Source organism: Paralcaligenes ginsengisoli, assembly GCF_054781135.1.
The window spans coordinates 78,493-90,647 of sequence record NZ_BAAGUZ010000005.1 but is presented as its reverse complement, the minus strand read 5'-3'; the positions used below and the strand labels follow the sequence as shown (position 1 = coordinate 90,647).

Here is a 12,155-nt window from a genome sequence, read left to right as displayed (position 1 = left end):
CCGGCGCTGGACTACCGCCGGACTGCACAGCACCGCCCACCCTGCGGCTTGCGTTGAGGAAATGCATAGAGAGAAGCGTTGAGGTCATGCATCGAGGTATACGCTGAGTCGGCAAGTTCATTCCAGTCATGCCATTACGTGAGCCGTCTATCGGGGCTTGGGGTCAGGGCCGGCGTAAGGCGTGCGCCGGATGCTACCGTAGGGAAGGCGGGGGCTTTCGGCGGGCGCTGTCTGAGCCCAGCCTCGCGAGGCTGGGCGAGTTCGCCCGACGCCCGCCTGGACGAGGTAGATCCGGATCAAGCACGCCGTGCCGGTCCTGACCCCAAGCCCCGATAGACGGCGTCTTTAGATACCAATACCCACCCATCGAATCCCGTAAACAACTCAAACCAAAAATACTCCAGCCATCCGCCCTCATGCCCGCAAGCCGCTTTCGCTATGGCGAGGACTTGCGTTTGATCGAATCGATGGAAATGCGAGTCTCGCCAGGGATACTGCGGTTGACAGCCGAACGCCATGCATGACCATAGGCAACTTCCAGGCTAAGGTGGATGGTGCCATCCTGGTGACGCTGTTTCTCCAGTGAGGCCAGCAGGCGGTTCCGCCATTGCCGTCCGACCAGGCCGGGTGTACGGCCCAGGCTGGGGTTGCCGCCCAAAGCCCGCAAATCGCTCAAGAGCTTCTCGGCGTTGCGGTAAGTCAGGGTAAGGATTTCCTGATCCATGACGGGATCGGCGAAGCCGCGTTCGATCAGCAGATCGCCGAAATCGTGCATGTCGACAAAGCTGGGCGTAATGGTCTGGATGCCGGCGTCGGCCAGCGCCAGGCGCACTTCCTGCAGCGAGCCTGGCCCCAGGCAGGAAAACATGACCAGCCCGCCGGTTTTCAGTGTGCGCCGCCATTCGCCCAGCACCAGGTGCGGCTGGGGGTGCCAGTGCAGCGCCATATTCGACCAGACCATGTCCAGGCTTTCGGGGGCAAGCCCGGTATGAGCCAGATCGGCTTGCACGAACTGTGCCGCATTGGTGGGTTTGTTGCGCAATTTCTGCCACAGGCTAGGCTTGGCGGCATAGCGCTCCGTGGCTACCTGCAGCAGTGCGGAACAGGAGTCCAGGCCGGTATAGTGCAGGTCGGGATAGCGCGAGCGCAGCGGTTCGAGCGCATGCCCCGCCCCACAGCCGGCATCCAGTACGGCCGACGGAGTGATGCGTATGTAACTCAGGCGCTGCAGCATGCGCTGCGCCACTTCGCCGTACAGGAACTGGGCTTCGTCCAGAGGGCGGCGGCGGGCAAATTGCTGGGTGACGTGTGCGGGGCTTAATGGAAGGGTAGGAGGTTGTGACATTTTTGCGTACATCGGCGGGGCGCTATAACAGGAATCGTGCTCAGATGAGGGGCATCGGCTCGCCTGAGCTTTACCTCTTGGCACTATTATGGCTTATCTGCAATTCCGGCGCGAATCCGAGGCCGGCGGGGTGGGGAGGTTTTACGGCCTGGTTCGACGCCACTGGGAACATCTGCTGGAGCAGGTGCCCGCCGATTGCGCTCTATGCCGAGGCAAGTCGCGAGGCTTGCAATTGTGCGATGCCTGCCGTCTCGACGTTACGCGGTCCATGGCGGCGCCGACGCTGCGGTGCGCGGTATGCGCCCTGGCTCTGGAGCAGCCGGGCTGCCCTGATTGCGCCGCGCGTCGCCCCGCTTTCGATCGCGTAATAGCGGCATTCGATTACGCCGCACCGGGCGATTTGCTGATCCAGCATTTCAAGGCACGGCATCGCTTTTCGCATGCGCGCATGTTTTCCGATCTGGTGGCCGGTGCCGTGCTGGCGGCAAAGCCCGCCTTGCCGGAGCATACAATCATGGTTCCCGTGCCGGCCAGCCGTGCCTCTTTGAGGCGGCGCGGATTCAATCCCGCGGCCGAAATTGCCCGTGGGCTGGCCCCTCGGCTCTCGTTTGCCTTGCGGCCCGAGCTGCTCGTGCGGGCCAGAGAGGGTGTGCGGCAAACCGGGCTGTCCCGAGCTGGCCGGATCGCTGGCGTAGAGCGGCTATATGAGTGTCCGTACAGGGTCGAGGACGCGGTCATTGCGGTTGTCGACGATGTCCTGACCACCGGCAGCACCCTGGACAGCATAGCGCGTGAATTCAAGGAGGCTGGCGCCGCTTCGGTGATCGGGCTGGTGGTGGCGCGTACGCCTTACAGTTTGCAGGTCTGAGGAATAGGAAATCATGTTTCACATTGTTTTGGTATCGCCGGAAATTCCGCCCAACACGGGTAATGTGATACGGCTGGCCGCCAATACGGGTGCGTATTTGCATTTGGTGCGCCCTTTGGGATTCGAGCTCGACGACAAGAAGCTGAAGCGAGCCGGGCTTGATTACCATGAGTGGGCGGCCATGCAGGTGCATGACAGCCTGGATGACGCTTTTGCACAGATAGGCGGGGCGGCGCAGCGTCGCTTTGCCCTGACGACCAAGGCTGGGCGCAAGCTGGGCGACCTGGCGTTTCAGGCCGGAGATGTCTTGGTGTTCGGGCGCGAGACAGCGGGTTTGTCGGCCGGGCAACTGGCCCTGTTCCCGCCCGAACAGCGGCTGCGTCTGCCCATGAGGCCGGAGCAGCGCAGTTTGAACCTGTCGAATGCCGTGGCCGTGACGGTATATGAGGCGTGGCGGCAAATGGGGTATGCGGGCAGCGTTTGAGCGCCGTGGGCCGGGGGGTGGGTCTTGCGCCCACCCGTTCGGGCGGTTTAGTCCAGCGACAGGTGCAGCCGGTCTATGACTTCGTCCCAGCGTTTTTTCTCTTTATGAACCAGGGCGCTGAGCTGTTCAGGCGATGAGGGGGCCGGGGTGAAATACAGTGCCGCCATTTTTTTACTGACTTCGGGTTCGGTCAGGATTTGCGTGATGGCCTGATTGAGCCGGTCCAGGATATCCACAGGGGTGCCGGCGGGCGCGTACATGGCGTCCCATGAAATGGATTCGAAGCCCGGATAGCCTGACGATGCCATGGTGGGTATGCCTGGCAATATTTCGCTGGGTTCCAGGCTGGTAATGGCCAGCGCCCGCGCTTTGTTGGCGGTGATTTGCGGCATGGCGATGCCTGGCACCATGAAGCTTGCCTGGATGTCGCCGCCGATGATCGACGAAATGATTTGCGGAAAGCCGGTGTAGGGAATTTGCTGCAGCTGGATTCCGGCTTGATGTTCCAGCATGGCCATGCTGAGGTGCGACGAGCTGCCGGGGCCGACGGTGCCGTAGTTCAGTGTGTCCGGCTTGGCCTTGGCCAGCGCCACGAATTCCTGGACGGTTTTGGCCGGAGAGTCCATGGGCACCACCAGTACATTCGGGCTGGTGCCCACCAGGGTGATCGGCGCCAGGTCGGTTTCAGGGTTGTAGCCCAGGGTTTTTTTGTACAGGGTGGGAGCCGTGACCATGGGACCATTGATGGTCATCAGGATTGTGTAGCCGTCGGGTTTGGCCTGGCTGGCATAGCGGGTGCCGATATTGCCGCCGGCGCCCGGCTTGTTCTCGACGATAACGGCCTGGCCCAGCGCTTTGGACAGGGGGTCGGCAATCAATCGCGCCAGTGTGTCGGGCGAGGATCCGGCCGGGAATGGAACCACCATTTGTATGGCTCGGTCCGGCCAGGGTGAGGCCATGGACGGGGCAGCAAACAGCACTGTCGTGCCTGCGGCAAGACTCAGAATGGCTTTATGCGCGATTCGGCGAGTCGGCGAGAACTTGGACATGAAAAAATTCCTTGTGGAGATCATAGGAAAGCGGGTTTCAAGAGGTCGGTGTTTCGGCCCGGGCTTCGCGGGCCAGCAAGCGGGACACGGCGTGCCTGGGCGCGACGCCATTGAATAATACTTCGCAGACGGCTTCGGTGATAGGCAAATCGACGCCATGGCTACGTCCAAGAGCCAATGCGGCGCGGGCGCAACGCACGCCCTCGGCGGTCATGCCGCTGGCCAGAATATGTTCAAGGGTTTGGCCCTGCCCAAGGGCGAGGCCTACCTGGCGATTTCGCGACAAGGCCCCGGTGGCGGTGAGGACCAGATCGCCCAGGCCGGTCAGACCGGCGAAGGTATCGGCACGACCGCCCAGTGCGGTGCCCAGGCGCTGCATTTCCGCCAGGCCGCGGGTAATCAGCGCGGCGCGGGCGTTGGTGCCCAGGCCGATGCCATCGGCTATCCCGCAGGCAATGGCCATGACGTTCTTGAGTGCGCCACCCACCTCGACGCCAACGACATCGTCGCTGGTATAGATGCGCGCACTGCCGCCGTGCAGGGCCGCGGTAGTGATTTCTGCGACCCAGGCTTGCCGGCTGGCAATGGTGAGCGCCACCGGCAGGCCTTGTGCGACTTCGCGGGCAAATGAGGGGCCTGAAAGCACTCCCAGGCCCAGTGTTTGCGGTGCAGCCCCGGGTTTGTCGCCCTGGCCGGGCAGGGCGGCCTGGACGATCTGGTGCGGAAGTTGTCCGGTTTCCTGATGAAAGCCTTTGCAAGTCCAGACGACGGCCAGAGGCATGGCGGCGGTGCCGGCATGATGTTGCGGCGACGCCTGGGCTTGCAGTGTCGCGGCCAGGCGCACGCAGACCTCGTTGAGGCCGGCGACGGGAACGCTCAGTATGATCAGGCCGCCTGCATGGCCGGGGGCGCGGGCATGGGCGACCGCCCGATCGAAATCGTGGGTGCAGGACAAGCCATCGGGCAGCGTCACCTCAGGCAGGTATTTGCTGTTCCGATGCTGTTCGCCGATGCTGTCTGCCAGTGCCGCATCGCGTGCCCACAGCATGGTGTCGGCATTGGCGCAGGCCAATGCCGCGAGCGCTGTGCCCCAGCTTCCCGCTCCGAGTACTGCAACACGCAGGCGGCCTGGCGCGCTCATGGGCTTTGCCTTTACTGGCGAGTCACGCCGGGGGGCAGCACCAGGCCGGACTCTTGCTTGCCCTGTTCTTCCGCCATTTGTGCCAGCCGCTGCTCGTACAAATTCTGGAAGTTGACTTCGGCCAGATGCAATGGCGGCAATGAGGTCCGGTTGATGGCATCGGCGATATTGGCGCGCAGATAGGGATAAAGCATGGTTGGGCAAACAATGCCAAGCAAGGGGTCCAACTGCTCTTCGGGAATGTTGGCGGCTTCGAAAATGCCGGCCTGTGTGGCTTCGACCAGGTAGAGCACTTTATCGGTAATGCGGGTGGTGACGGTTGCGGTGACTGAGCATTCGTACACGGTGTCGGCCAGGCGCTGGCCGCCTACATTGATGGAGACCTCGACGGTCGGGCTTTCCTGCTCGAGAAATATTTGAGGAGCATTGGGCATTTCGAGCGACAGGTCTTTTACGTAGGTGCGTTGCAGGCTGAAGCTTGGGTCTTGACTGTCTTGCTGTGTGTTTTGGTCTTGATCGGCCATAAGATTTTCCTGAAATGGATAATGTGTGGGTTTTAGGTGTTCAACAAAGGAACCAGACCATGGGAGCGGTCGAGTGCCGATAGATCGTCGTATCCGCCGATGTGGGTATCGTTGATATAAATTTGCGGTACGGTGCGGCGGCCCGTACGTTCCATCATAGCCGCACGCTGCTCGGGATTCTGGTCGATGCGGATTTTTTCGATTTCCGTTACGCCGCGCTGCTTCAGCAGCATTTCGGCGCGGACGCAGTAGGGGCACACGGCGGTGCAATACATAGTGACAGTTGCCATGATTTCTTCGTGTAAGCGGATTAAGACAGGGTTATCAGGATTTTTTCAGGGGCAAGCCATCTTTGGCCCAGCTGCGCAAGCCGCCATCGAGGCTGACTGTTTCAGTCAGCCCTTGCTTGCGCAGGCTGGCCGCGACGCGGGCGGAGTCCCGGCCCTGGTCGCAAACCAGGATAATCGGCTTGTTTTTGGGTAGGGTGGCCAGTTTTGCGTCGATTTCGGCGGCGGGCAGGTTGCGTGCCTGTGGGATACTACCTGTTTTGAATTGTTCGGCCGTGCGAACGTCGATGAAAATGGCCTGTTTCTGGTTGGCCAGCTGAATGGCTTCCTGAACGCCGACACTGCTGCCGCTGCGTCCTTTGTTCAGGGTGGGCCATAGCAGCAAGCCGCCTGAAACCAGGGCGATTATCAAAATATATAGGTTGTTTTGGCTGAAAAGAAAGTCCACGATGTATCCCGAATTGGCTCTTGGAATAAGAGTCGAACAAGTCGATTATAAAATGGAGAAGATAATTCAACTTTTAGGCGCTTTTTACCATGCATAAACTCGTGCTCATGCGACACGGCGAAAGCCAGTGGAATCTTGAAAACCGGTTCACAGGCTGGACTGATGTCGATCTGACCGAAACCGGGCGCCGGCAGGCCTGGGAGGCGGGCGAATTGCTCAAGCAGAACGGCTTCGAATTCGATCTGGCCTATGCGTCCGTGCTGAAGCGCGCCATACGCACGCTCTGGATTGCGCTGGATGCGATGGATGCCATGTATACCCCGGTGGGCCTGAACTGGCGCTTGAACGAACGCCATTATGGCGCCCTGCAAGGCCTGAACAAGGCCGAAACCGCGGCCAAGTACGGCGATGAACAGGTGCTGATATGGCGCCGCGCCTATGCCATTGCGCCTAATCCGCTCCAGCTCGACGATGAGCGCCATCCGCGTTTCGATCGTCGTTATGCCAAAATTGCGGCCGACAAGCTGCCGGCAAGCGAGTGCCTGAAAGACACGGTGGAGCGCGTTCTTCCGTTCTGGAACGAGTCGATTGCGCCCGCGCTGCGGGCCGGCCGGCGCCTTCTGGTGGCCGCCCACGGCAATAGCCTGCGCGCCCTGATCAAACATCTGGACGGCATTTCCGACGATGATATCGTGCATCTGAACATTCCTACCGGGCAGCCCCTGGTCTACGAGCTGGACGACGAATTGCGTCCAATCCGTCACTATTACCTGGGCGATCCAGCCGAAATCGAGGCGGCGATGGCAGCCGTGGCGGCTCAGGGCAAGGCTAAAAAGAACTAGCATGCGGCGTTTGTTTGTCTGGGCCTTGCTGATTTTGTGGACGGGTGCGGCGTTTGCCGCCGACTCGTCGGCCGTGCTGACGGCCAGGCAGGCGCAAGCCAGGAAACAGCAGGCAGAGCTGCGCGGCCGTATCGAGTCTTTGCAAAAGGCCATCGATAGCCAGGAGTCGTCGCGACGCGACGCGGCCGACGAGCTCAAAGCCTCCGAGTCGGCAATTTCCTCGATCAACCGGCGTCTTGACGAATTGCTGCAGCAGAAGCATGGCGCCGAGGCCGACCTGGCCGATATTGCCAAGAGCATTGTCGACCAGAAGCAGCAAATGGCGCAGCGCCAAAGCGAGCTGGCCGATCAACTGAGGGCGCAGTATGCCAGCGGCCTGTCGCCCTGGACGGCGTTGTTGTCCGGCGACGACCCGCAAGCCATAGGCCGGGAACTGGGGTATCTGGGCTATATCTCGGCGGCGCAGGCCAAGACTGTCAGGGCGATTCGCCACGCTATCGACGAATTGGCCCGTTTGCAGTCTCGTTCCGAGGCCCGCAAAAAAGAGCTTGAGAAAGTCGCGCAGGAAACCGTCGAGCAGAAAAAATCGCTTGAAGAGCAAAAACAGGAACATCAGCAGGTATTGAGCAAAATCGAGGCTCAGTTGAAGGCCCAGCGGGCCCAGGCGCAAGGCCTGGAGCATAACGACCAACGTCTTGGAAAATTGATTACCGGCCTGGACGCGGCGATTGCCCAGCAGGCCGAAGAAGAGCGTCTGGCCGAGGAAAAGCGCAAGGCCGAGGCGGCGCGCAAGGCGCAAGAGGCTCGCAAGGCCCAGCAGGAACGCCAGCGTGAAATCGAGCGCAAGCGGGAAGCCGCCCGTCAGGCCGAGAAAGCGGCTCAGGACGCGCAGGCCCGTGCGCAGCAGGAACAGAGCGAGCAGGAAGCGCGGCAGGTTCGCGAGCAGGTGGAAAAGGCGCGTGCCCAGGCGCGAGCCGCCGAGCAGGCGAACCGCGAGGCGAACAAGCCCAAGCCCGCGCCGGCCGAACCGGCCGCCTCGTCAGGCACGCGGCTTATGCCGGCGGGTGGTTTCGGCGGCTTGAAAAAAGGCCTGCCGTATCCGGTGCACGGCGATGTGCAGGGCCGTTTCGGCGTGGCGCGGCCCGATGGAGGCATCTGGCGCGGCATTGTTTTGCGCGCCGATGCCGGGACGCCCGTGCATGTGGTTGCCGATGGGCGGGTGGTTTACGCCAACTGGCTGAGCGGGTTCGGCAATATCATGATCGTCGACCACGGCGACAAATACCTTACCGTTTATGCGTATAACCAGAGCCTGCTCAAGCGGGTTGGCGACATCGTTCACGCGGGAGAAACGATTGCCAGGGTGGGGGCAACCGGCGGACAAGTGGAGTCGGGTCTATACTTCGAGATCCGGCATCAGGGTACGCCGGTGAATCCTTTGCTTTGGCTGGGGCATTAATTTCGGTACTATTTGCCTTGCGTTGATTGGCATATTGATGATTTTAAAATTTATTCGGGAATGTGCATGGGCACTCGCAGGTATCGCAGTTTCGGTTTAGTGGCGCTGGGCGTGGCCGGCGGCGTTTTGGTCAGTCTGGGGATTTCCGCGGCGGCACAGCGCGGCGAACCCCTGCCGCTCAAAGAATTGCAGCAATTCGCCAACGTGTTTTCTGCCATCAAAAGCAGTTACGTTGAGCCGATTTCCGACAAAACGCTGATCAACGATGCAATCAAGGGGCTGTTTTCCGACCTGGATCCGCATTCGGCCTACCTCGATCCCGACGCCTACAAAGAAATGGAATCCATGACGCAGGGTGGGTTCGGCGGCCTGGGCATCGAAATCGGCAGCGAAGACGGCATGCCCAAGGTTATTGCGCCCATTGAAGACACTCCTGCGGCCAGGGCCGGAATCCTGGCGGGCGACCTCATTACCGAGATCGACGGCAAGCCCACCAAGGGCATGACCCTGAACGACGCGATCAAACTGATGCGAGGCGAGCCCAAAACCTCGATTGTCCTGACGATCAAGCGCGACGGCAAGGACAAGCCCCTAACATTCAAGATCGTCCGCGATCTCATCAAAGTGCGCAGCGTGCGCAGCAAGATGCTGCCCAACGATATCGCCTTTGTGCGTATTTCGCAGTTCCAGGAAACCACGGTGTCCGACCTGGTCAAGCAGTTGCACACCCTGGGCGAGAAAAGCACGCCCAAGGGCCTGATACTCGATTTGCGCAACGATCCGGGCGGCCTGCTCGAAAGCGCCATAGGCGTATCGTCGGCCTTCCTCAAGCCCAATGCGCTGGTGGTGTCGACCAAAGGCCGCGTGCCTTCGTCCAATCACCAGTATCTGGCCAAGTCTATCGGCACGGTTTCCGAGCTTGGCAACTGGACCAAAAAAGTGCCTATGGTTGTGCTGGTCAACGTAGGTTCGGCGTCGGCTTCCGAAATCGTGGCCGGGGCCTTGCAGGATCACAAGCGGGCCAAAATCATGGGTAACCGCACTTTCGGCAAGGGGTCGGTGCAGAGCGTCCTGCCGCTCAGCGACGATACCGGCATCAAGATCACCACGGCGCGCTATTACACGCCAAGCGGGCGCTCAATTCAGGTTACCGGAGTAGAACCCGATATTACCGTCGACGACACGGCGCAAGGGAATTTATTCCAGCTGCCGCGCGAGGTCGACCTGAAACATCATTTGCTCAACAGCGCCGTCACCAAGGAAAACACGGCCGAAGAGAAAGATGTCGGCAAGCCCAAGGTCGAGCCCAAAATGTTCGAGTTTGGCGGCACTGACGACTTCCAGTTGCGGCAAGCGGTCAATTATCTCGAAGGGCGCTCGGTACATAAAATCGAACCTGGCCTGATCCTGACTTCGTCGGCCAAGCCGGGCACCGCGGGAGCGCCCAAAGAGGCTCCCGCCGGCAAGTCCGGGGCGGCTGAAAAAAAAACTGAAATAATTCCCGAAAAGGGCTCCAAAGCCCCTGCCGGCAAGCCTGTCCAGCCGCAATCGGACATGCCGGCGCAACCTTCGGGTCAGAAAATCGAGCGTTTCAAGATTACGCCCGACGGACTGATCAAGATTCAGTAATGGATGACCCGCAGCTGCTGCGCTATGCCCGTCATATCCTGCTCGACGAGCTGGGTATCGAGGGCCAGGAGCGCTTGCTGGCGTCGCGCGTCCTGATCGTAGGGGCCGGTGGCCTGGGTTCGCCGGCGGCGTGCTACCTGGCCTCGGCCGGGGTCGGCCAACTGATTCTGGCTGACGACGACGAGGTCGAGCTCAGCAACCTGCAGCGTCAGATTCTGCACACCACGGCACGCGTGGGTTGGTCCAAGGCGGAATCGGGCAAGCGGATGCTGGCCGAACTCAACCCGGAAATACAAGTCGATGCGAGGGTGGCCAGGCTTGCCGGACCGCTGCTCGATGAAGCCGTGGCGCAGGTTGATCTGGTGCTGGACTGTACCGATAATTTCGCGACGCGCCACGCCATAAATGGCGCCTGTGTCAGGCATCGCAAGCCTTTGGTGTCGGGGGCGGCAATCCGTTTCGACGGACAGGTAAGCGTATTCGATCTGAGGGACGATCGCTCGCCCTGCTATCACTGCCTGTTTCCCGAGGCGGATGGCGTTGAAGAGGTCAGTTGTGCCACAACAGGTGTGCTGGCTCCGCTGGTGGGCATTATCGGCAGCCTGCAGGCCGCCGAGGCCATCAAGGTACTGTCTGGTGTCGGCGAGCCCCTGGTGGGGCGCCTGCTGTGCCTGGATGCCCTCTCCATGCAATGGAACGAAGTGAAGTTCAAGCGCGACCCCGATTGCCTGGTCTGCGGCACACGGCCCTTGCCGGCCTCATAAGCCCAATAAAGCCAGTTCTGGGGCGTAGCCCTCGGCTGGCGGGACCCGCCAACTGGTTTGCACATAGCGCAGCCATCGGCCCAGTACCCAATGCATCAGCAGGCTGGCCATGATGCCCGCATCGGATCCGGGCGGCAGTTCGTGAGCGGCCTGCTGGGCGCTTTGCCTGAGCATGGCTTCGATATCGGCAATCAGATTGTCGAGCTGCGCCTGCAGTTGCCAGTCTTCGGTGGCCAGCGCATCGCCCGTAAGCACCCGTGTCAGCCCGCGGTGCCGTTCGGCGAACAACAGCAGGGCATGCACTTGTTTTCCAAGCTGTCTTCTGCCTCTGGGTTCAGTGGCATTGATATGATGCGAATCTTCGAAAATCAGGGTCTCGATAAGATTGATGAGGTCTTTGAATATGGCCGCCTTGCAGGAAAAATGACGGTAAAGAGCCGCTTCGGACAGATTGATCTCTTTGGCCAGTGCCGCCGTAGTGATGCGTGCCGAGTGCGGCTGCTCCAGCATGCAAGCCAGTGTTTCGAGTATTTGCGTCTTGCGGGCGCCGGGCTGGCGATTCATGGGTGGGTACGCGGGGCTTAGCGGCGCAAGGGCCGGCGGCTGAGGAGCAGCTCGCCGATTGAATTGACCCGTAGGTCCACATAGGCGCTGCGCCCGCTGTGCTTGCCCGAAAAAGGAGTTCCAGGATGGAAGATGTGGACGGTTCCCATGCCGATCTGCCTCGCGGTTTTCAGATTTCTGAGTGTGTCTTCGACCAGTACGACCTGTTGTGCGGGAGCGCCTATCCTGGCCAGGACCTGTTTCATGAGCGCGGCCGAAGGCTTGGGTTTGAGCTGGCCTTGCAGGCGCATATGGTTGATGGACCACAGGCTTTCGAAGTAGTGCAGCACCCCCAGCGTTTTCAGGACCTCGCGAGCATAGTTGAGCGGTGCGTTGGTGAGCACGATCTTGCGGCCCTTGAGCCGCCCGAGCTTATAGGCCAGGCCGGATTCGGAATGCACCAGAGAGGCGACATCGAACGCATGGCTCAGGTTTAAAAAGGTTTCGGCGTCGACCCCATGATGGCGGACCATGCCTATGACCGTGGCTCCGTATCGTTTCCAGTAGCGGGTGCGCAATTGCGTCGCCGTATCCAGATCCAGGCCCAGGCTTTGCATGACGGCTGATGTCATGCTGCGGTCGATTGCTGGAAACATGGCCCTGGATGAATCGTGCAGCGTGTTGTCCAGGTCGAAGAGCCAGACGGTCTCGGCTGCCGCCGGCCGCCGGGACCGGTGTGGCGCGATGGGAGTGAGAAGCGCCCGCATCGCGG

Annotated in this window: 14 protein-coding genes; 6 read left to right on the top strand and 8 right to left on the bottom strand. The window is 60.8% G+C overall.

The genetic code is table 11. The features are described from left to right. Positions 1–436: 436 nt before the first annotated feature. A complete protein-coding gene (locus tag ACYVIS_RS04275; RefSeq protein ID WP_232741249.1) occupies positions 437–1,345 on the bottom strand; it encodes a methyltransferase domain-containing protein in 909 nt (302 codons plus the stop codon). Between the two features lie 88 nt (positions 1,346–1,433). On the opposite strand from ACYVIS_RS04275, the gene ACYVIS_RS04270 reads away from it, so the two are divergent. Both ACYVIS_RS04270 and ACYVIS_RS04265 read left to right on the top strand, forming a co-directional pair. Next, positions 1,434–2,213: a ComF family protein gene (locus ACYVIS_RS04270; protein ID WP_232741248.1), complete on the top strand. Its 780-nt coding sequence runs from the start codon at positions 1,434–1,436 to the stop codon at positions 2,211–2,213. Positions 2,214–2,226: 13 nt separating this feature from the next. Further along, positions 2,227–2,697, top strand: coding sequence for a tRNA (cytidine(34)-2'-O)-methyltransferase (locus tag ACYVIS_RS04265; RefSeq protein WP_460873355.1), 471 nt, complete (start codon positions 2,227–2,229; stop codon positions 2,695–2,697). A gap of 47 nt (positions 2,698–2,744) precedes the next feature. Here ACYVIS_RS04265 and ACYVIS_RS04260 read toward each other — a convergent pair whose 3' ends face one another. From ACYVIS_RS04260 to ACYVIS_RS04240, 5 genes are read right to left on the bottom strand one after another with little or no spacing between them, the layout of a single operon-like run. Then, positions 2,745–3,746 carry a Bug family tripartite tricarboxylate transporter substrate binding protein gene (locus ACYVIS_RS04260; RefSeq protein WP_460873354.1) on the bottom strand — a complete coding sequence of 334 codons (1,002 nt, stop codon included), beginning with the start codon at positions 3,744–3,746 and terminating at the stop codon, positions 2,745–2,747. Between the two features lie 37 nt (positions 3,747–3,783). Beyond that, a complete protein-coding gene (locus ACYVIS_RS04255; RefSeq protein ID WP_460873353.1) occupies positions 3,784–4,887 on the bottom strand; it encodes an NAD(P)H-dependent glycerol-3-phosphate dehydrogenase in 1,104 nt (367 codons plus the stop codon). 11 nt (positions 4,888–4,898) lie between these two features. Next, positions 4,899–5,411 carry a protein-export chaperone SecB gene (gene secB, locus ACYVIS_RS04250; protein ID WP_460873351.1) on the bottom strand — a complete coding sequence of 171 codons (513 nt, stop codon included), beginning with the start codon at positions 5,409–5,411 and terminating at the stop codon, positions 4,899–4,901. Between the two features lie 32 nt (positions 5,412–5,443). Then, the gene (grxC, locus tag ACYVIS_RS04245) at positions 5,444–5,701 is read right to left on the bottom strand and encodes a glutaredoxin 3 (protein ID WP_232741243.1); all 258 of its coding nucleotides are present in this window, start codon (positions 5,699–5,701) and stop codon (positions 5,444–5,446) included. Between the two features lie 34 nt (positions 5,702–5,735). Further along, entirely contained in the window at positions 5,736–6,146 is a 411-nt protein-coding gene (locus tag ACYVIS_RS04240) for a rhodanese-like domain-containing protein (protein ID WP_232741242.1), read from the bottom strand. An 89-nt stretch (positions 6,147–6,235) separates the two neighbouring features. Here ACYVIS_RS04240 and gpmA point away from each other — a divergent pair, with 89 nt between their 5' ends. From gpmA to ACYVIS_RS04220, 4 genes are all read left to right on the top strand, one after another. Further along, positions 6,236–6,988 (top strand): 2,3-diphosphoglycerate-dependent phosphoglycerate mutase, encoded by a 753-nt coding sequence (gpmA, locus tag ACYVIS_RS04235; RefSeq protein ID WP_232741241.1) that lies wholly within the window; start codon positions 6,236–6,238, stop codon positions 6,986–6,988. A 1-nt stretch (position 6,989) separates the two neighbouring features. Then, positions 6,990–8,447 (top strand): murein hydrolase activator EnvC family protein, encoded by a 1,458-nt coding sequence (locus ACYVIS_RS04230; RefSeq protein WP_460873350.1) that lies wholly within the window; start codon positions 6,990–6,992, stop codon positions 8,445–8,447. 66 nt (positions 8,448–8,513) lie between these two features. After that, the gene (locus tag ACYVIS_RS04225; RefSeq protein ID WP_232741240.1) at positions 8,514–10,076 is read left to right on the top strand and encodes a S41 family peptidase; all 1,563 of its coding nucleotides are present in this window, start codon (positions 8,514–8,516) and stop codon (positions 10,074–10,076) included. After that, complete coding sequence (locus ACYVIS_RS04220) at positions 10,076–10,840, top strand: HesA/MoeB/ThiF family protein (protein ID WP_232741239.1); 765 nt, start codon at positions 10,076–10,078, stop codon at positions 10,838–10,840. Before ACYVIS_RS04225 ends, ACYVIS_RS04220 begins: the two co-directional genes overlap by 1 nt. Here ACYVIS_RS04220 and slmA read toward each other — a convergent pair. Together slmA and ACYVIS_RS04210 are read right to left on the bottom strand one after the other, a co-directional pair. Then, the gene (slmA, locus tag ACYVIS_RS04215) at positions 10,835–11,404 is read right to left on the bottom strand and encodes a nucleoid occlusion factor SlmA (protein WP_232741238.1); all 570 of its coding nucleotides are present in this window, start codon (positions 11,402–11,404) and stop codon (positions 10,835–10,837) included. The genes ACYVIS_RS04220 and slmA overlap by 6 nt on opposite strands. A 17-nt stretch (positions 11,405–11,421) precedes the next feature. After that, the gene (locus tag ACYVIS_RS04210; RefSeq protein ID WP_232741237.1) at positions 11,422–12,150 is read right to left on the bottom strand and encodes a pyrimidine 5'-nucleotidase; all 729 of its coding nucleotides are present in this window, start codon (positions 12,148–12,150) and stop codon (positions 11,422–11,424) included. Positions 12,151–12,155: the final 5 nt, after the last annotated feature.